This window comes from Neobacillus canaveralius (assembly GCF_047237705.1).
In the GTDB taxonomy this organism is placed as follows: Bacteria; Bacillota; Bacilli; order Bacillales; family Cytobacillaceae; genus Neobacillus; species Neobacillus niacini_K.
This window is the reverse complement of record NZ_JBDFLL010000001.1, coordinates 3,791,275-3,810,152: the sequence shown is the minus strand read 5'-3', so window position 1 is coordinate 3,810,152 and position 18,878 is coordinate 3,791,275. Positions and strand designations below refer to the sequence as shown.

At 37.5% G+C, this 18,878-nt stretch carries 19 protein-coding genes; 14 read left to right on the top strand and 5 right to left on the bottom strand.

What is annotated here, in order from left to right; all coding sequences use genetic code 11:
* Both ABC255_RS19110 and ABC255_RS19105 read right to left on the bottom strand, forming a co-directional pair.
* The gene (locus ABC255_RS19110) at nucleotides 1–501 is read right to left on the bottom strand and encodes a cation:proton antiporter regulatory subunit (RefSeq protein ID WP_412995973.1); all 501 of its coding nucleotides are present in this window, start codon (nucleotides 499–501) and stop codon (nucleotides 1–3) included.
* Between the two features lie 48 nt (nucleotides 502–549).
* A complete protein-coding gene (locus ABC255_RS19105; RefSeq protein ID WP_412995971.1) occupies nucleotides 550–1,110 on the bottom strand; it encodes a tyrosine-type recombinase/integrase in 561 nt (186 codons plus the stop codon).
* Between the two features lie 198 nt (nucleotides 1,111–1,308).
* On the opposite strand from ABC255_RS19105, the gene ABC255_RS19100 reads away from it, so the two are divergent.
* Complete coding sequence (locus tag ABC255_RS19100; protein WP_412995969.1) at nucleotides 1,309–2,271, top strand: 2-hydroxyacid dehydrogenase; 963 nt, start codon at nucleotides 1,309–1,311, stop codon at nucleotides 2,269–2,271.
* A 41-nt stretch (nucleotides 2,272–2,312) separates the two neighbouring features.
* Here ABC255_RS19100 and ABC255_RS19095 read toward each other — a convergent pair whose 3' ends face one another.
* Nucleotides 2,313–3,080 carry an alpha/beta hydrolase gene (locus tag ABC255_RS19095; RefSeq protein WP_412995967.1) on the bottom strand — a complete coding sequence of 256 codons (768 nt, stop codon included), beginning with the start codon at nucleotides 3,078–3,080 and terminating at the stop codon, nucleotides 2,313–2,315.
* A gap of 327 nt (nucleotides 3,081–3,407) precedes the next feature.
* Between ABC255_RS19095 and ABC255_RS19090 the strand changes: the two genes are divergently transcribed.
* Genes ABC255_RS19090 through ABC255_RS19080 form a run of 3 tightly spaced genes read left to right on the top strand, consistent with a single transcriptional unit; the run spans nucleotide 3,408 to nucleotide 5,764 of the window.
* Nucleotides 3,408–4,619, top strand: a complete 1,212-nt coding sequence (locus ABC255_RS19090) for a GNAT family N-acetyltransferase (RefSeq protein WP_412995965.1) — start codon at nucleotides 3,408–3,410, stop codon at nucleotides 4,617–4,619.
* A 50-nt stretch (nucleotides 4,620–4,669) separates the two neighbouring features.
* Nucleotides 4,670–4,849, top strand: a complete 180-nt coding sequence (locus ABC255_RS19085; RefSeq protein WP_335529274.1) for a hypothetical protein — start codon at nucleotides 4,670–4,672, stop codon at nucleotides 4,847–4,849.
* Between the two features lie 57 nt (nucleotides 4,850–4,906).
* Nucleotides 4,907–5,764, top strand: coding sequence for a manganese catalase family protein (locus ABC255_RS19080; RefSeq protein ID WP_412995964.1), 858 nt, complete (start codon nucleotides 4,907–4,909; stop codon nucleotides 5,762–5,764).
* 50 nt (nucleotides 5,765–5,814) lie between these two features.
* Here the strand turns inward: ABC255_RS19080 and ABC255_RS19075 are convergent, their stop codons facing one another.
* Nucleotides 5,815–6,327 carry a DUF3231 family protein gene (locus ABC255_RS19075; RefSeq protein WP_412998590.1) on the bottom strand — a complete coding sequence of 171 codons (513 nt, stop codon included), beginning with the start codon at nucleotides 6,325–6,327 and terminating at the stop codon, nucleotides 5,815–5,817.
* 206 nt (nucleotides 6,328–6,533) lie between these two features.
* On the opposite strand from ABC255_RS19075, the gene ABC255_RS19070 reads away from it, so the two are divergent.
* From ABC255_RS19070 to aspA, 10 genes are all read left to right on the top strand, one after another.
* On the top strand, nucleotides 6,534–7,160 hold the full coding sequence (locus ABC255_RS19070; RefSeq protein WP_412995962.1) for a LysE family transporter: 627 nt from the start codon (nucleotides 6,534–6,536) through the stop codon (nucleotides 7,158–7,160).
* Nucleotides 7,161–7,399: 239 nt separating this feature from the next.
* The gene (gene ltaS, locus ABC255_RS19065; protein ID WP_412995961.1) at nucleotides 7,400–9,352 is read left to right on the top strand and encodes a lipoteichoic acid synthase; all 1,953 of its coding nucleotides are present in this window, start codon (nucleotides 7,400–7,402) and stop codon (nucleotides 9,350–9,352) included.
* Nucleotides 9,353–9,563: 211 nt separating this feature from the next.
* Nucleotides 9,564–11,351 carry an oligoendopeptidase F gene (gene pepF / locus ABC255_RS19060; protein WP_412995959.1) on the top strand — a complete coding sequence of 596 codons (1,788 nt, stop codon included), beginning with the start codon at nucleotides 9,564–9,566 and terminating at the stop codon, nucleotides 11,349–11,351.
* 2 nt (nucleotides 11,352–11,353) lie between these two features.
* Nucleotides 11,354–11,632 carry a hypothetical protein gene (locus ABC255_RS19055; protein ID WP_412995957.1) on the top strand — a complete coding sequence of 93 codons (279 nt, stop codon included), beginning with the start codon at nucleotides 11,354–11,356 and terminating at the stop codon, nucleotides 11,630–11,632.
* A 41-nt stretch (nucleotides 11,633–11,673) separates the two neighbouring features.
* On the top strand, nucleotides 11,674–12,288 hold the full coding sequence (locus tag ABC255_RS19050; protein ID WP_412995955.1) for a TVP38/TMEM64 family protein: 615 nt from the start codon (nucleotides 11,674–11,676) through the stop codon (nucleotides 12,286–12,288).
* Nucleotides 12,289–12,407: 119 nt separating this feature from the next.
* Nucleotides 12,408–13,133 carry a 5-oxoprolinase subunit PxpB gene (gene pxpB / locus ABC255_RS19045; protein WP_412995953.1) on the top strand — a complete coding sequence of 242 codons (726 nt, stop codon included), beginning with the start codon at nucleotides 12,408–12,410 and terminating at the stop codon, nucleotides 13,131–13,133.
* Between the two features lie 5 nt (nucleotides 13,134–13,138).
* Nucleotides 13,139–13,900 carry a LamB/YcsF family protein gene (locus tag ABC255_RS19040; RefSeq protein WP_412995952.1) on the top strand — a complete coding sequence of 254 codons (762 nt, stop codon included), beginning with the start codon at nucleotides 13,139–13,141 and terminating at the stop codon, nucleotides 13,898–13,900.
* Nucleotides 13,901–13,903: 3 nt separating this feature from the next.
* Nucleotides 13,904–14,845: a 5-oxoprolinase subunit C family protein gene (locus ABC255_RS19035; protein WP_412995950.1), complete on the top strand. Its 942-nt coding sequence runs from the start codon at nucleotides 13,904–13,906 to the stop codon at nucleotides 14,843–14,845.
* A 176-nt stretch (nucleotides 14,846–15,021) separates the two neighbouring features.
* The gene (locus ABC255_RS19030; protein ID WP_412998589.1) at nucleotides 15,022–15,906 is read left to right on the top strand and encodes a YitT family protein; all 885 of its coding nucleotides are present in this window, start codon (nucleotides 15,022–15,024) and stop codon (nucleotides 15,904–15,906) included.
* Between the two features lie 121 nt (nucleotides 15,907–16,027).
* A complete protein-coding gene (aspA, locus tag ABC255_RS19025; protein WP_412995948.1) occupies nucleotides 16,028–17,452 on the top strand; it encodes an aspartate ammonia-lyase in 1,425 nt (474 codons plus the stop codon).
* Nucleotides 17,453–17,505: 53 nt separating this feature from the next.
* Here the strand turns inward: aspA and ABC255_RS19020 are convergent, their stop codons facing one another.
* Nucleotides 17,506–18,693 carry a polysaccharide deacetylase family protein gene (locus tag ABC255_RS19020; protein ID WP_412995946.1) on the bottom strand — a complete coding sequence of 396 codons (1,188 nt, stop codon included), beginning with the start codon at nucleotides 18,691–18,693 and terminating at the stop codon, nucleotides 17,506–17,508.
* Nucleotides 18,694–18,878: the final 185 nt, after the last annotated feature.

Genomic DNA, 18,878 nt, shown 5'->3' with positions numbered 1-18,878 from the left:
TCACCCGTCCCTTCTTGAAAGTACTTCTTTAACGATCCTTTTTACTTGATTGCGCTCACCAGACACGATCACCGTATCTCCTTCTTCTAAAAGTGTTTCAGGACCAGGAGTATGAATCTTTTTGTGATTCTGTCGTTTAATAATTGCAATAATATTAACCTCATAGGATTGACGGATATTAAGCTGTCCAATGGTTTGATTTACAGCGGCTGCATTCGGTTCAACATTAAACCATTCAATCACTAAATCATCAAATGCCATTTCTATAGTTTCTAATGCTTTGGGTGCATAGGTCATTCCGCCGATTATCGCTGCAATCTGCCTTGCTTCCTGATCATTAAAGGTAGAGCTAGCGATTGCTTCCTCGTAATCCTCCTGATCAAAAAGATAAATGTCTCTTCTTCCATCATCATGAATGATAATGACCAGCTTATCCTTGTTATTTGTGATGGCCTCAAATTTCTTCCCAATACCTGGGAGTTCGATTTCGCGAATGTTCATTTTTACTTCCTCCTCAAATAATTTGTACATGGATAAGAGTGCTTCTTCCTATAAGTTGACATCAATTTCAGTTCTGATTTTTTCTTCTTTGGAAATTCCAAGGTATTTTAGCGTTTCAGAAGGGGTTGAATGGTTGAAATGCTTTTGCAGAATGGAAATGGCGATTCCACGTTTATAGGCATGATATCCGAAGGTCTTACGCATGGAATTGGTCCCGATTTTACCTTCAATTCCAATGACCTCAGATGCTTGATGAATAATTCGATAAGCTTGCTGGCGTGTAATCGGTTTATCGGTTTTGGACGATTTGAACAAAAAAGCTTCAAAGTTTAAGTGTTCATGTTGAACGTAGTGAAGAATTGCTTGCTTTACTTTAGAATTCAGATATATTTCCTTCATCATTTCATGATGTGGATATGAATAAAAATTCTTTACACTGTCTTCCTTCTCTAATACGTCGCCAACCTTGATATCCAGCATTTCGGTGATTTTTAATCCTGTGTTAATTCCAAAAACGAAAAGAAGATAATCACGTTCGGAATGCTTTTTTAAATACTTTTTAATTGCATTAATCTGCTTGATGTCCCTCAGAGCTTCAACATACTCCATTAGAAATTCTCCTTCATCCATGTTACATAATATTATTGTATCATGTTATTATGTAACATTCAATTTTTATGCATAACTATACGAATATTGGCTGCAAATCCCTGCCAAATTGGTGAATTTATATCAGTATTTGTTTATTCAATGTATTTATTACTTTATAATGAAAGACAAATAGGTTTAACGAAATGGGGAAGAAAAATGAAGCCAAAAATAATCGTTTATAAAAAAGTGGATAAGAAAGTATTGGAATTTATTTCAGAAACCTGTGAGGTTATTTATTTTGAGAAACTTGATTCAGAAAACTATCCTGCATTTCTTGAAGAATTAAAGGATGCACAAGGTTTATTAGGTTCGGGGCTCAAAGTAGACAAAGAGTTATTGGATCAAGCACCACATTTGAAAATAGTCTGCAATATAGCTGTTGGTTACGACAATCTTGATCTGACTGCTTTGACAGAGAGTGGGATTATGGCGACCAATACCCCGGATGTTCTAAATGACACGGTAGCCGATACTATTATGGGATTAATTCTTTCAACAGCAAGAAGAATCCCAGAATTAGATCAATGGGTTAAAAACGGTCAGTGGGAATCGGGTCTTGAAGAAAAGTGGTTTGGGGTAGATGTCCATCATAAAGTGTTAGGTATTATTGGAATGGGTGGAATTGGTTCCGCAGTTGCTAAAAGAGCACATTTTGGATTTGATATGGAGATTTTATATCATAATCGTTCCCGAAACGGAGGGGCGGAAGAAACATATGGGGCTACATATTGTTCAATGGAGGAATTGTTAAGGAAGTCTGATTATGTTTGCTTAATGACACCTTTGACTCCAGAGACTGTAAATTTGATAGGCAAAAGAGAGTTCGAGCTTATGAAAGAGTCAGCCATCTTCATAAATGCTTCAAGAGGGAAAACTGTCGATGAAGAAGCTTTAATTCAAGCGCTCCAAAATGGGCGAATATATGGGGCAGGACTAGATGTTTTTGTTCAAGAGCCAGTGCAAATGGAAAACCCGCTGCTTTCCATGAAAAATGTAGTTACGCTGCCCCATATTGGCTCGGCCACCTATGAAACACGATACAAAATGGCCATGACAGCAGCAACCAATTTAGTGACAGGATTACAAGAAGAAAACCCGCCAAACTTAATAAAACAATAAAAGTAAACCTCGCCTAGTGTTACTGGCGAGGTTGTTTTATTTCATATGGTTTTATAAATATTACTTACAAGTTTATTAACAAATAAGCTGCATTGTTCAGCGATAAACTCTTTATCATTGTCCATACTAGCAACGTGATAAGAATTATATAACGGAACCACTTCTTTTATTTCTGATTGAACGGCTGACAAAATATAATTTGTGTTTTCAGGCGGAACCACGTGGTCTTCTTCTGAACGAAATGCTAGAACTGGGCAAGTAACACGTGAAAGCTTATCCCTTGTTTCATCCATTAAAGCAAATAGCTGATGCATTGATCGTACTGGTGCTTTTGAATACGTAATTTCGTGAACGTTCTTTGCTTTAATATCTGGTTCTCCTTCTTCAACATAACGTGGAGTGTGTTTGTTTTTATACATTTCCATTGGGGGAATGGAGTTGATTGCAGCATTAATTAACATGATTCCCTTAATAGTTTTATCCTTTTGAGCTAGATTTAGTGTTAAAGTACCACCCATTGACTGGCCAATGACAAAGATGTCGCGGCAATGTTGTTTTAGAAAATGGAATCCATCTTCTATACTTTTAATCCAATCGTGGTAACTGCACCTTTCCATATCCTCAAAACGTGTCCCATGTCCTTTTAATCTAACTCCATAGACTGTGAAACCTTCAGATGCAAGGTATTCACCTAAATAACTGACACTCTGTGGTGTTCCAACAAAACCATGTGAAATTAAAATCCCAATTTCATTTCCCTTAAAGAAAAAAGGTCCTGCTCCTGGTAATACTGGATAATGTTCGATCATTAATAAAACTCCTTCCCTTATCATTATTAGAAGTAAGTATTAAAAAAACACCTCCTAGTTATAGAGAGGTGCCTTTTGCTGTCAAATCGGCGAATTAATATTATATATCTCTACGATATACCTATAATTCCGATGTGTCAAGTTGGTTTTAACTTTAAAAATCAAAAATTTATAATTTCTAAAAAATTTCTAAGAAGTTTATTCAAATAAACATCAAAATATAGTTGCTCAGATATAAGTATTGCAGCTTCTTTTTTTGGAATTCTAATCCACTGTTAAGTAAACACTACATATTAGATGTATGAAGTTGATTTTGGAGGTATAGGTATGAGTCGACTAGACAGGCTCAAAATGGGAAAAGTGGAAACAAGGCACTTCCAACAGTTTAATGAGTTATTACGGTATGTGTTTCAAGTTACTAAGAAAGATTTACAAATGGTAGGCTGGGAAGAACGCGAGATAGCTTTAGCCAAGAAACCGGTGTTGGATCAAGCGGATGTGATTGGCTGGTTTGATGGAGAGAAACTTGTTTCACAGCTGGCTGTTTACCCTTTTCAAGTAAATATTTTTGGAAGGACGTTTGAAATGGGCGGGTTGACCGGAGTTGGTACCTATCCAGAATACGCTAACATGGGACTAATGTATAAATTAATGCGACAGGGACTTGCGGATATGCAGGCAAGAAAACAATCTATATCCTATCTATTTCCTTATTCCATTCCATACTACCGCCGAAGAGGTTGGGAAATCATTTCGGATAAAGTAACCTTCGAAGTGAGAGATGTCCAATTACCAAAGATAAGGAAAGTTCCTGGTTATGTGGAAAGGTTGAATATCGAGCATTCAGATGTAGAAACTGTTTATAAACTTTTTTCTAGTAAAATGCATGCAGCTATGATACGCAATGAGTTAGCTTGGGATGAATATTGGAGATGGGATGTAGATGAGTTAACCGCAGCTGTTTATTATGATCACACACACCAGCCTCATGGGTACTTGCTGTACTGGATCTCTGAGGATGTTCTCCATATTAAAGAAATGGTCTATATGGATCAAGAGGCGAGAATTGGCCTTTGGAATTTCATTGGGGCCCATTTCTCTATGGTATCAAAGGTGGTTGGGAATATTTTTATGAATGAGCCGTTAGCCTTTTGGCTCGAAGACGGGGATATCAAAGAATCCATTTCTCCATATTTTATGGCTCGTATTGTTGATGCGAAACAATTTATTGAACAGTATCCTTTTAGAGCTACGGGAACTGAAAGTAAAGTAACACTTTTGCTGGAAGACCCCATGTTGGAATGGAACCAAGGAATATTCACACTTCTTGTTTCGAGTAATGGTCAAGGCCAGTTCATACAAAGCGAGGAAACTCCTAATGTTTCACTCGATATTCAGGCACTAACAACGATGTTACTGAGTTATAAAAGACCATCATATTTGGCTGCAATTTCTCGTTTACAGGGTGATGAACAAGCTGTTGAAATATTAGAAAATATTATTGGGATGCAAACACCATATTTTTCAGACTACTATTAAGCTTGGTGTTATAGAGTTAGCTAAAATCGCAAAAGAAAAGGTGATAACTGGTGAAAGAAAAAGAGGTAGAACCACAATTTCAAAGTGGGAAAAATGTTAACAAGACATTTAAAGGCTTATATGGGCTTGACCCAGAAATGAGTTTGTTATCTGTTAGTTTCGCTACCACTGAAAATCCCTACTTAAATGAACATTATCAAGAGGATCCTAAAGTAGGCGAGTTCGAATAAGAGAATGACATACGGGGAAGCTAACTTGGTATTCATTCATTACTAGGAGGAATGACGGTGTATTTCTATAGAGAAGACCTAATCAATATGATTGTTCCCGACAAACCTGATCCGGCTGCAGCGAAAGTTCTTCAAGAAACATTGGGCGGAAGATTTGGAGAAATGCGTACGATGATGCAATATTTCTTCCAAAGCTCAAATTTCAGAGGTAATCAAAAGCAATACCGCGATTTAATCAGAGGGATATTCCTTGAGGAAATCAGCCATGTAGAACTTGTTCAAACAACAATCAATCAACTCCTGAATGGGTCCGGGGAAGAAGCAATTGGGGCTGGAGGCACGACCGGTGCTCCTTTAGAAGAAGCAGTAAAAGAACATGCAAACCCTCATCACTTTATCATGGGAGCTCAAAGTTCACTTCCAGTAGACGCTGGAGGGAATCCTTGGAATGGAAACTATGTATACAGCCATGGAAACTTAGTTGCTGATTTATTGGATAATTTGACTTTAGAATCTACTGGTGTTTTACAAAAGACTCGGATTTATGAAATGAGTTCAAATAAAACCTTTAGAGAAACGTTAGCTTTCTTAATTGTACGCGATAATGCACACCAAAATGCATTTGCAAAAGCTCTAGAAACATTGGGTGTAGATTGGGGTAAAATTTTCCCAGTACCAAACTATGACATCAATAAGTATCCAGAATGCCGCAAATATGTAGAAATGGGCTTCCATAATGCTCAATTTAATTTTAGACTAGACGAAACACTAATTGGTACGATATTCCAAGGTGAATCACCAAGCAGGAATTCTGGTACATTACAAGTTGTACCACCACCGAAAGGTTATCCAGTTCCCGTAATGCCTGAAATGCCGAATGAGCATAGCCCTGGTATCAGTGATTTAGGCCGATAATGTAAAAAAGGATGAGACACAAACGTGTTCATCCTTTTTTGTGGTGAAAATTAACAATCACCATGCTTATTTAGATGTAGCGGTGGAGGAATTAACCAGCCTTTTTCTTTATTTAAACGAAGTACTTTTGCTCCAAGTGCAGCTTTTTGAGCATGGACTTGACCATACATCATAGCAACATCTTCTCTGATGGATTTACCAATGATTTGACTGCATAACACAAGTCCAGCAGCGATATCTGCAGAAAGTCCCGCAGCAATAGCAGGGTCTGGAATACGTGCGCCAACTGGAATATCTTCTAAACAAGCTTCAGGCGGTTCCGGCTGCGCTGGAGGCAAGCCAATACCGTTTTCTTTTAAAAGTTCTTCCACTTGCTTTTTTTCTTGTTGGCAAAGTTCTGTTGCTTCTACTAATAGCTTCTTTAGATCTTCATCGCCTGCATGGTTTAACATGGTTTGATATCCTGCAATCATCCCATTACCAGCCAATAATGATGACCATAAATCAAAGGCTTCGCCATAGTGTAAAGGCTCATCTTTAGGGTTGCCGCTTAAAATTCCCATCGTTGCCCTCCTTAGTGTGTATGAAAATTTATTCATTAACAGTGCCACCTTTCTTTAAGCACATCATTAGGGTTTCCATTTCGACCCCCTCTCATTAATATTTTATCGTTTCTTCTTTTCCTAACTTTTAAAAAGTTTTGGACATGTGTTCGAAGTACCCACATAAAATGTACAAGTTGAGATATTGGTGGAGTGGAGTGGTTTTTTTGAGTATCAGCATATTAATGAGTTACATCATTTTGGGCTTTACGCTGGCAGCTCCAATAGGTCCAGTAAATTCTGCACGATTAGATAAGGGGATAAAAAATGGCTTTTGGCATGCGTGGGTGGTTGGTGCTGGCTCAATGGTGGCAGATGGATTCTTTATGTTGCTTGTTTATTTAGGGATGGTTCAATTTTTGGGTATTCCAATCATTCAAATATTTCTTTGGTTATTTGGAGGATTTATACTGATATATTCAGGAGTCGAAAGTATTAAAAATGCAAATACTATTACCCTAACGTATGGCAGAGAGAAAGAATCATTGATGAAGTGTTTCTTTACAGGGTTTATTATGTCGATTACAAGTCCATTATCCGTTTTATTTTGGTTAGGAATATATGGATCGGTCTTAGCGAAAACAGCACAGACAACAGGAACAGAATCTCTGTTAATTTTTAGCAGTATGATTTTTCTTGGATTGACCATATGGGATGTGTTCGTAGCAGCACTCACTACTGGATTTCGAAAACTACTGACAGTAAAAAGTTTAATTGCTATCTCAATCATTTCAGGTGCTTCCCTCATAGTGTTTGGTCTATATTTTGGATATCAAGGGATTAATGCGCTATAGAATTAGATAAATATAATACCTTCAAAGACATGTGAGCTCACATGTCTATTCTACTATAGAGGCTAGCTTGACTTTTTTAAAATAATGCGTATAATACTCATTTGTGTTGATCAATTTATTTAATTTCTTGTTCATATATTGTTCATATTTAACTGCTACTATAAATGATAGATTAATGGATTCTCATAAAAACTCATTAAAACGCAAATGATATTTTGTTAAAAGGTAGGTGCAATAAAATGAATAACTTAGCTCATAAAGGTCAGGGTATTTTCAATAAATATATTGGCTTTTTCTTTTTGGCTGTTTTCTTTCTTTGGATGAAAACATATTTAGCCCAATTAACTCAATTTGATTTAGGAATCGAGAATACATTACAAAAAATATTGCTATTTGTTAACCCGCTAGGATCATCTTTACTTTTTTTAGGATTAGCTGCACTATTTAAAGGACGCAAGAAATATATTGCATTACTTGTAATTGACTTCTTTTTGTCTTTTCTTTTATTCGCAAATGTGGTTTATTACAGATTCTTTAATGACTTTATTACGTTACCAACTTTAACTCAGACCCAAAACTTTGGAGATGTCAGCGGAAGTGTGGTAACACTTTTACGACCTTATGATTTCTTATTCTTTACAGACATCATTCTATTAGTCGTTTTACTTGCTTTCCGAATTGTGAAAATTGAACTGAAAGATATGAATCGCAGAAAAGTGGCTGCTGTATTCTCATTAGCATTGGCCATTTCATGTGGAAATCTTGGACTAGCTGAAAGTGATCGTCCTCAGTTGTTAACAAGAGGATTTGACCGTAATTATATCGTCAAGTATTTAGGGATGTACAACTACACGATTTATGATGCAGTTAAAAGTACAAAAGCTTCAGCTCAGAGAGTTATGGCAGATAGTGACGATATGACTGAAGTCATTAACTATACAAAATCAAACTACGCTGAGCCTAATCCTTCATACTTTGGTGCTGGAAAAGGTATGAACGTGATTTATTTGCACCTAGAATCGATGCAGAATTTCCTTATTAATTACAAGTTGAATGGTGAGGAAGTAACACCGTTCCTTAATTCATTAACTAAAGATCAAAACACAATGTATTTTGATAATTTCTTCCATCAAACAGCACAAGGTAAAACATCTGACGCTGAATTTATCCTTGAAAATTCATTATATGGATTACCACAGGGTTCAGCTTTTACAACAAAAGGGTTAAATACATTTCAAGCAGCACCTGCAATTTTAGGGCAGCAAGGCTATTCATCAGCAGTGTTCCACGGGAATTCAGGAAGCTTTTGGAATCGTGATGAAATTTATAAATCTTTTGGATATACCAACTTTTTTGATGAAAAATACTATAGTATGAATCCAGAGGACCTAGCAGAGTATGGACTAATGGATAAGCCGTTTTTTGAGGAATCTATTCCAATGTTGGAATCATTACCTCAGCCTTTTTATACAAAGTTTATCACTGTTTCAAATCACTATCCTTATCCGCTTGCGGAAGAGGAAGCAACAATTGCACCACATACTACAGGTGATAAATCTGTAGATACCTACTTCCAAACAGCACGTTATGCGGACGAGGCTTTAAAGCAATTCTTTGATTATTTAAAGACATCTGGTCTATATGATAATTCGATTATTGTTATGTATGGTGACCATTATGGTATTTCAGAAAATCATAATAATGCCATGGAAAAAGTTCTAGGTAAAGATATTACGGATTTTGATAGTGCAGGATTACAACGTGTACCTTTCTTTATTCGCGTACCTGGAATGGAGGGTGGAGTTAACCACGAATACGGTGGACAGATTGATATCCTTCCTACCCTTCTTCACTTGTTAGGAACGGATACAAAAGATTATGTGCAGTTCGGAACTGACCTATTATCTGAACAGCATGACGATCTTGTACCTTTCCGTGATGGCAGCTTTATGAGTCCAACTATTTCATCTGTAGGTGGTAAGTTCTATGATTCCACTACTGGATTGGAAATAGATGAGGCAAGGATGGAAGAGGCTGTGAATCTTCAGAATATCGTAGAGAACAAGCTGGCTCTTTCTGATAAGGTGGTAAATGGAGACTTATTACGTTTCTATACTCCTGGAAACTTTACACCAATTGATCGAACACAATATAATTACAATAATTCTCAAGATGACGAATCTGAAGAGTAAATAATATAGGCTGCGTAGGATATAATCCTACGCAGCCTTTTTGTGTATGTTAGAAATAATGTCTTTCCATGCTGGAATTTTTGACTATAACAAAAAAATGTAGGAAACTTATATTGTGTTCACTCAATTGATAAATGACTCTGAAGGTCTATAAACGGAGTGATTTGAATATTTACTATTAATGAGTTAAGCCTAATAGAGGAGGGCTCTTATGACGAATTATACTTCCAGAAATGATGTACCGGTATTTGAAAAATGGAACCTTGAAGACATTTATTCCGATCTATCCAAATGGGAAAACGATCTTCAGCTCGTTGAAAACATGGCAGAAAAGCTTAAGACATTTGATGGAGCAATAAATGACGGTAAAAGTCTATATCAATACCTAAAACAAAGAGAAGAGTTATCCTATACCTTTAATCATGTCTATGCCTACAGCATGCTGAAGGTGGATGAGGATACAAGAAATGCAAGTGCACAATCCCTATTAGATCGTGCCAAAGGACTAAGTGTGAAGGTAAGTGCACAAACCTCCTTTTTTATGCCGTACTTATTAGGATTAGAAAAAGAAACCTTAAGCAGCTATATTGCAGAAGAAGAGGGCCTTAAGTATTTTGAGGAGGATTTATACGAATCTTTTCGCTACAAAACGCATGTCCTTAGTAAAGACCAGGAAGAGGTATTATCACAATTAGGGGAAGCTCTGTCAGCTCCTAGTACAACCTTTGGAATGATTAATAATGCAGATATTAAATTCGGAGATGTTACTAATGACAACGGTGAGAAGGTTCAGTTAACAAGAGGAATGTATTCGAAATTAATTGAGGAAGAAGATCGCGAGAAACGAAGAGAGGCTTACAAAGCTTATTATAAACCATATGTTGAATTGAAAAATTCGATTGCGAGTACACTGTCTGCAGCGATAAAGAATAACGTTACGATGGCAAGAATCAGAAAATATCCTTCAGCATTAGAAAAAGCATTATTCGGCGATATGGTGCCAAAAGAAGTTTATGAGAACCTCATTTCTGCAACGAAAGAAAATATTGCCCCTCTTCACAGGTACTCTGAAATCCGGAAGGCAAAACTTCAGCTAGATGAATTACGCCAGTATGATATGTCGGTTCCTTTAGTACAGGGTGTGAAACAGGTAATACCCTATGAGGAAGCCTATGAAATCATGTTAAAAGCCTTGGCTCCACTTGGGGAAGAATACGTATCCATTCTAAAAGAATTCAAGGACGCGCGTTATATAGATGTCCGTGAGACTCCTGGCAAGCGGTCTGGCGCTTATAATTTGGGAATATACGGAGTTCATCCCTTTATCTTATTAAATCATCAGGATGATTTAGACAGTTTATTTACCCTCGCTCATGAGTGCGGTCATGGTGTTCATAGTAAATTAAGCTCACAGCACCAGCCTCAAATTACTGCACGGTACAGCATTTTTGTCGCGGAAGTGGCTTCAACAGTCAATGAAATTTTATTGATAAATTATTTGTTGAATACTGAAAAGAACCTTGAGGTAAGGAAGCATTTATTGAATCATTTTATTGACCAATTTAAGGGTACTTTCTTTACACAGGTAATGTTTGCAGAATTTGAAAAAATTACACATGAGTTTGCAGAGAAGGGTACACCATTAAATGTCGAGGTATTTAATCAAACCTATGAAGCGTTGTTCAGGGAATACAATGGGGATGTAGTGGTGTTTGATGAAGAAGTGAAATTCGGCTGGTCGAGAATTCCTCATTTCTATCGTCCATTTTACGTCTATAAGTACGCAACTGGTTTTGCCTCAGCGATCCATCTTGCCACAAGAATATTGGATGGTGATTCAGAAACATTACAATCCTACCTAAACTTCTTAAGGAGCGGAAGCAGCGATTATCCGCTTGAGCTATTAAAGAAGACAGGAGTCGACTTAACCACACCAGAGCCAATCGAAAACGCCATGAAAAAATTTAGTGAACTGGTAGAAGAATTTTCAGTTCTATAATAATGGCTGTGTTAATAGAACCTGTGATTTTAGAACCTGTTGATTGGCGCGGAAAGCGTAGCGACTCGGACAGGCAAAAACCGCCTGTCCCAGCGATGATTAATCAAGAAGCATTCCTTAGTGGAGCGCCAATCAACAGCCTAGTCACAGCCATGTATGATAAAAAAGATGTCGCATATATTTGTGGCATCTTTTTTTATCACAGATTATTTTTGCATGGTATGATAAGTATAGGAATATATTTACTCATACAAGATTACCTTAAAAAAGAAAATAGGTGATTAATATTTGGAGAAAAATCATTTCCTTTATCGGGATAATATTGATCATTTTTTTAGTTGTTCATAATACCGAAACTTTCCGGCTGCTTAGAATCGGGGACTTGGATTCAATCATCATATCATTAAAAAATACCACGTTTTCGAAATTCTTCTTTACTTTCATCATTATGGTGATCCAAAATTCATTTACGATTATTCCTCTCATAATTATCATCACAATAAACTACGCATTGTTCGGTTTTTTTAATGGTCTACTCTGGAGTTGGTTAACAAGTATTATAGCTGCTGGAATTTGGTTTTATGGAAGCCGTTATTTTTTTAATGATTGGGTCCAGAAAAAAACAAATCCGGAACTCTTATCAAAAATGGAGCAAAATGGGCTGCTCTTTGTTTTTCAAGCCCGAATTATTCCCTTCGTACCAACGAGCTTAATTAATATTCTTAGTGGCTTAAGTTCTATTAAGTTTAAACATTTCTTGGTGGGGACCATGTTTGGAAATCTCATTTTCTTCTTTGTGTTAACATTGATCCCTGCTGGATTAATGGAAGGGAATATGGAGCAAAATATCCTCCTCGGGACTGTACTAGTCCTGGTAGGAGTTGTTGTCTTTTATCGTATTAGGAAAAAACAGAAAACTAGGAAACAAGTAAATTAACTCTGAATTCTATGTCGCTCTGGTCTTTTGATGATCAGAGTGTTTTTTATTGCTTTATTCGATTACATTAAATAAAGTAGATATTAATTTAACAAATAGTTTGAAAATAGGTGAGGTAAATGAGTATCGATATTGTACCATTAGGTGATTCAGCAATCAGTATTTCATTTGGTAATGAAATTAATGAGAGTACTCATCACCAAATCAATCACTTTTTACAGAATTTTAGACGTCTTAAGATTGATGGGGTTATCGAGTGTGTTCCAACTTATACTTCTATTGCTATTTTTTATGACCCCACAAAAATAAGGTGTAGCCAATTAGAAAAAATGGTTTATTCCATAATGAAATTAGCCATGAACTCGATACCGCTAAACCCTATTGTCTACAGGATACCGGTTTATTATGGGGGAAAGACTGGACCAGATTTACCTTTTGTTGCAAAGTACAATAACATTAGTGAACATGAAGTTATTAACGTACATGCTAACAAAGAATATTTAGTACATATGATTGGTTTTGTACCAGGCTTTCCATACCTAGGGGGTTTAAATAAAATAATTTCAACTCCTCGACTGGAAAAACCCAGAGCAAAGATAGCAGCAGGTTCGGTGGGAATTGGCGGCGACCAAACAGGGATTTATCCTGCTGAGGTTCCTTCGGGATGGAGAATAATTGGGATAACCCCTTTAACACTATTTGACATCGAGAATGACAAACCCTCACTATTGTCCGCAGGAAACTATGTGACCTTTTTTCCTGTCGAATATGAAGTGTTTCTTGATATTAAAGAACGGTCTCAAATAAAAAAGTATAAAGTTATGACTTACAAGAAGGGAGAGTAAATAACGTGAATTACATTGACCTTAATTGTGATCTTGGAGAAAGTTATGGGGTATTTAAGATTGGTAATGATCATGAGATTTTGAAGCATATTTCATCTGCAAATATTGCCTGCGGCTATCATGCGGGGGATCATAATGTGATGATGGAAACGATACAATTGGCCAAGAAACATCATGTTAATATTGGTGTACATCCAGGATTACCAGATTTAATGGGGTTTGGACGGAGGGAAATGAATGTAACCCCTAGGGAAATCTACAATCTCACACTCTATCAGATCGGTGCCTTGCGTGCATTTACAAAGGCCGAAGGAGTTAAGCTCGTTCATGTTAAACCCCATGGAGCCTTGTATAATATGGCTGCTAAATCTCGACAGATTGCAGACGCTATTGCACAGGCAGTTGCAGATTTTGATTCTAACTTAATCCTATTTGGTCTGGCGGGAAGTGAATTAATTCATGCAGGAAAAGAAAAGGGTTTAGTAACGGTACAGGAAGTGTTTGCCGACCGGACCTATCAGCCAGATGGAACATTAACTTCAAGGAATGAAAATAACAGCATGATTCATGATTTGAAATTCGCTGCACAGCGAGTCATTCGTATGGTGCAAGAAGGAAAAGTTACAGCGACAGATAGAACTGAAATTGCTATAACAGCAGATACAGTGTGTATCCATGGTGATGAACCTGCTGCATTAGACTTTATTTTAGAATTAAAATATGCTTTAAGTAATGAAAAAATAGCGATAAGAAAGAGTTGGTCTTAAAAGATGAGGACCCCAATCTTTAAGGTATTGAAACCTGGATTGCAAACAACTGTACAAGACCTTGGAAGGTATGGATTCCGAGAATTTGGGCTTAGCCCTTCAGGGGCGATGGATCCTTATTCTTTGCAGATTGGGAATTTATTAGTTGGCAACAACTTAGGGGAGGCTGGACTTGAAGCACCGCTTATTGGACCTGTCTTAATGGCTTTACATGATATCTCTATTGCCATTTGCGGCGGGAATCAAACACCCCAAATAAATGGGCAAGAGGTACCGCTTTGGAAAAGCATTGTAATCAAAAAAGGGCAAATTCTCTCGTTTGGAGAGCTAAAAGAGGGCGCAAGAACGTATATAAGCATCGCAGGTGGTATTGATGTTCCGTTAGTACTTAACAGTAAATCAACGTATTTAACAGGAAAATTAGGAGGTATTGAAGGCGGAGCTTTAAAAGAAGGGGATACTCTTTTTGGAAATCCCTTTACTAGAAGAAATAGATTTCTGAACACCCAGCTGATTCCAAAGTATACGAAACAATTAACAGTAAGAGTAATAGTTGGTCCGCATACTAGTAAGTTTACTACTGCAGGACTCGAAACATTTCTAAATGAAGAATATTCTATATCCTCTCGATCAAATCGAATGGGATATCAATTAACAGGTCCAAAAATTGAACATAGCAGTACGGCAGATATTATATCTGACGCCATTCCTTTAGGTGGAATTCAAGTCCCTTCAAGCGGACAGCCTATCATACTCTTGGCTGAACACCAAACAACGGGGGGTTATTCTAGAATAGGGACGGTGATATCTGCAGATATCCCGCTTCTTGCTCAAGCACAGCCGGGAACCAAAGTAAGATTCAAGGAGATTTCCCTGCAATCTGCCCAAGACCTTCTAATTGATAGTAGAAGAAGGCTGAAATCTTTATACAGATTATCTCGGTAGTATCTATTAATATGAACTTGAATTCATTTTTACTAGATTTATGATATAATCATAGTAATAAAATTTGATTCATGAAGACTACAAAAGCTGGTAATAATAACCTAGTCAGAGAATTAGTAGTGAATTTCATTCTCCAATTTGGTTTTATTAATAAATTTCTCATAAGGTGTGATTTTGTGACAGAACAAGTAAACGCAATAGTACAACATCGAAAACTCCCTCTCAGTAAAAAAATCTTTCGAGCGATAGCCATTACCCTTGGAGCAATTTTAATGGCTACCGGTCTAGAGATCTTTTTAGTTCCTAACAAAGTAATTGATGGCGGGGTAACAGGTATATCTATTATGTTATCTCATCTAACCGGCCTTGAACTCGGTATCTTTCTATTCCTGTTAAACCTGCCATTTGTTTATTTAGGATACAAGCAGATGGGAAAAACCTTCGCTATTTCTACTGTTTATGGAATTATCGTTTTATCTGTTTTTACAACATTATTTCACCCAGTACCGGCCTTTACCGATGATATTCTTCTCGCAACCATTTTTGGTGGTATGATATTAGGAATTGGTGTTGGAATTGTTATTCGCTTTGGCGGTGCTTTAGATGGGACAGAAATTCTATCACTCGTAATAGCCAAAAAGGTTCCATTTTCCGTTGGTCAAATTATTATGTTTATAAACCTCTTTATTTTAGGTGCAGCAGGGTTTGTGTTTAGTTTTGATCGGGCGATGTACTCCTTATTAGCTTACGTAATTGCTGCAAAAGCCATTGATACAGTGGTTGAAGGCTTGGAAGAGTCCAAATCAGTTTGGATTATCAGCGATTTAGCTGAAGAAATTGGAAATGCCGTTAATGCACGATTAGGTCGTGGTGTAACATACCTTAAGGGTGAGGGAGCCTATACCGGTGACCATAAGAAGGTTATTTTCAGTATCATTACACGACTAGAAGAATCGAAACTGACAACGATTGTTGAGGAGATTGATCCAAATGCATTCTTGGCAATAGCAGACATATCCGAAGTTCGGGGTGGACGTTTTAAGAAGAGGGACATCCATTAGTTTCATACGATATAAAAAAATCTCAGGGGTGAAGTTCCTGAGACTTTTTTGTCCTCGTGCAATAGATTTTATGTTACAGTTGTTATGTAACTGATAGTTTACGAGAAAAGGATGAATTGGGATGTCAACAAACAAGAAAAGAATCGAGAAGGATTTCCTAGGAGAAAAAGAAATACCGGTTGACGCGTATTATGGGATACAAACTATTAGGGCGGTAGAGAATTTCCCTATCACAGGATATCGGATACATGAGTCACTAATTAAAGCGCTTGCAATGGTAAAGAAGGCAGCAGCCATCGCTAATATGAACACAACAAGGTTGTACAAAGACCTGGCAAATGTCATCATCAAGGCAGCGGATGAAATTATTGCAGGAAAGTGGAATGATCAGTTTATCGTGGATCCGATCCAAGGCGGTGCGGGTACATCCATGAACATGAATATGAATGAAGTCATTGCCAACAGAGGACTTGAATTACTTGGTCACGCAAAAGGTAATTATTTTCATTTAAGTCCAAACACACATGTAAATATGTCACAATCTACTAATGACGTATTCCCAACAGCTATACATATTTCTACACTAACATTATTAGAAAACTTACTTGTCACCATGGATGATATGCAAAAAGTCTTTAAACAAAAGGCCGTACAGTTTGAGAAGGTCATTAAGATGGGACGTACTCATCTTCAAGATGCCGTTCCAATCCGTCTTGGACAAGAATTTGAAGCATACGCTCGGGTGCTGACACGTGATATAAATCGGATTAAGCATACACGGGAGCATTTATTGGAAGTCAATATGGGAGCAACAGCTGTAGGAACAGGATTAAATGCAGACCCTAAATATATTAAAGATGTAGTTAAACAGCTTGCTGAAATTAGCGGTTTCCCACTTGTAAATGCAGAGCATCTCGTGGATGCCACTCAAAATACAGACGCCTATACAGAAGTTTCAGCTGCACTTAAAGTTTGCATGATGAATATGTCGAAAATAGCAAATGACCTTCGATTAATGGCATCAGGCCCACGCGCAGGGCTAGGAGAAATTCGATTGCCTGCTCGTCAGCCAGGTTCGTCGATTATGCCAGGAAAAGTAAATCCAGTTATGCCTGAACTAATCAATCAGATTGCCTTTCAGGTAATTGGGAATGATCACACCATTTGTCTTGCCTCCGAGGCTGGTCAACTGGAGTTGAATGTAATGGAGCCTGTTTTAGTTTTTAACCTGCTTCAATCAATTAGTATTATGAACAATGGGTTCCGTGTCTTTACCGATCATTGCTTAGCTGGCATTGAAGCAAATGAAGAACGTTTAAAAGAATATGTGGACAAGAGTGTAGGGATCATTACTGCAGTCAATCCACATCTTGGATATGAAGTAGCAGCACGAATTGCCAGGGAAGCTGTCATCTCCGGGAAATCTGTTCGTGAATTATGTTTACAATATGATGTTTTAACAGAAGAAGAATTAGATATTATTTTGAATGTCTATGAAATGACTGAACCTGGGATTGCTGGGGAAGAACTACTGGATAGAGATTAATTATTATAATTTAGTAAGAAAGGGTGCCCAATGAATGGGTACCCTTATTTGTATTATAGATCTAGCAATTCTGTTAGGGTAACCAAGTTATATCCCATTGATTTTAAAATCGGAATGACTCTATCAACTGCCTCAGGAGTATTGATTCCGCCAATATGCATAAGAATGATGTCTCCGTTGCTAGCTCCTGTTTGAATTCTCGAAACAATCACCTCAACAGCAGGCTGCTGCCAATCTATCGTATCAATGGTCCATTGGATACTGTATGGATATCCTGCCCCGCCAACGGCTTTTAGTGCATCTGCATTGTAGGAACCAAAAGGAAAGCGGAAATAAGGTCTTGGCGTCACCCCTGTTGCCCTTTTTATTGCTTCTTCTGCTTTGATGATATCCTGTACAAATACATTAGAATTCGTTTTAACTGCGTCAGGATGGGAGTAAGTATGGTTTCCAATATCGTGTCCTTCATCAGCCATTCTTTTTGCGTAACTTGGAAATTTATCTGCCCAGCTGCCAGTGAGGAAAAAAGTTGCTTTAACATTATGTTTTTTCAGCACATCCAAGATTCCGATTCCAATGGCGTCACTTCCTGCGTCAAAGGTAAGGGCGATTTCTTTTTGCTGAAGGCTGCCGTTTGAAACGATAACAGATGATGCTGTACTTTGCGGCTTCTCATCCTTTGGCGGGTCTGCAGCTGGAGGAGGTTCCACATTTTTACCATATAACTTCAAGATTTGGCCGACAATAATTTTGTCACTTGTTAACGAATTCCATTGTTTTATTTTCTCAACAGTCAAATTGGCACGCTGTGCAATCGAAAATAAGGTGTCACCTAATACTACCTTATATTCTACTGTACCATTGTCAGGGACAATGATCTTTTCTGGTTCTGCAGGTGGCTGGTCAATTGGCTTCTCGTCAGTTGGCCCGTCAGCATCCGGGTCTTCACTAACTGGTTTTTCATCCTTAGGATTTTCATCTGATGGAGGATTTTCTTTATCAGGATTGCCACCATCATTTGTTACAGGGGTCTCGGTTGGAGGTGAATCGGGATTTTTATTCCCTGGGTCCGATATGTTCCAATCAAGAAAAAATAGCATAAAAACCAATGAAAAAAAAGTGACTACTGATAATGTAAGGTATATCCACTTCCCGCGAGACTTTTGAAAATGCGAAACGATTCCTAATCCAAAAAACAATGAAAATAACAAAACAGTTAAGATCATCAGTATTCCAGTCATTGAAATTCCCCCCTTTTTTTTATAATCAGGGAGCAGAATCCAAGTGTAGAATTGATTAGTGGATGCAGCTTTAAATTGAATAGAATAGGGGAGGTAAGTAATGGGAAAGTATATCTGCTTTGCATATACCATATGTAGAAAGTTAGGCAGATGGCACAGGATATTAAAAATAAAGAACCTCACAG

What these genes read in the sequence shown, in the direction of transcription:
- ABC255_RS19110 (WP_412995973.1), bottom strand. Translation starts at nt 501, where the DNA reads ATGAACATTCGCGAAATCGAACTCCCAGGTATTGGGAAGAAATTTGAG.
- ABC255_RS19105 (WP_412995971.1), bottom strand. Translation starts at nt 1,110, where the DNA reads ATGGAGTATGTTGAAGCTCTGAGGGACATCAAGCAGATTAATGCAATT.
- ABC255_RS19100 (WP_412995969.1), top strand. Translation starts at nt 1,309, where the DNA reads ATGAAGCCAAAAATAATCGTTTATAAAAAAGTGGATAAGAAAGTATTG.
- ABC255_RS19095 (WP_412995967.1), bottom strand. Translation starts at nt 3,080, where the DNA reads ATGATCGAACATTATCCAGTATTACCAGGAGCAGGACCTTTTTTCTTT.
- ABC255_RS19090 (WP_412995965.1), top strand. Translation starts at nt 3,408, where the DNA reads ATGAGTCGACTAGACAGGCTCAAAATGGGAAAAGTGGAAACAAGGCAC.
- ABC255_RS19075 (WP_412998590.1), bottom strand. Translation starts at nt 6,327, where the DNA reads ATGGGAATTTTAAGCGGCAACCCTAAAGATGAGCCTTTACACTATGGC.
- ltaS (WP_412995961.1), top strand. Translation starts at nt 7,400, where the DNA reads ATGAATAACTTAGCTCATAAAGGTCAGGGTATTTTCAATAAATATATT.
- pepF (WP_412995959.1), top strand. Translation starts at nt 9,564, where the DNA reads ATGACGAATTATACTTCCAGAAATGATGTACCGGTATTTGAAAAATGG.
- ABC255_RS19055 (WP_412995957.1), top strand. Translation starts at nt 11,354, where the DNA reads ATGGCTGTGTTAATAGAACCTGTGATTTTAGAACCTGTTGATTGGCGC.
- pxpB (WP_412995953.1), top strand. Translation starts at nt 12,408, where the DNA reads ATGAGTATCGATATTGTACCATTAGGTGATTCAGCAATCAGTATTTCA.
- ABC255_RS19035 (WP_412995950.1), top strand. Translation starts at nt 13,904, where the DNA reads ATGAGGACCCCAATCTTTAAGGTATTGAAACCTGGATTGCAAACAACT.
- aspA (WP_412995948.1), top strand. Translation starts at nt 16,028, where the DNA reads ATGTCAACAAACAAGAAAAGAATCGAGAAGGATTTCCTAGGAGAAAAA.
- ABC255_RS19020 (WP_412995946.1), bottom strand. Translation starts at nt 18,693, where the DNA reads ATGACTGGAATACTGATGATCTTAACTGTTTTGTTATTTTCATTGTTT.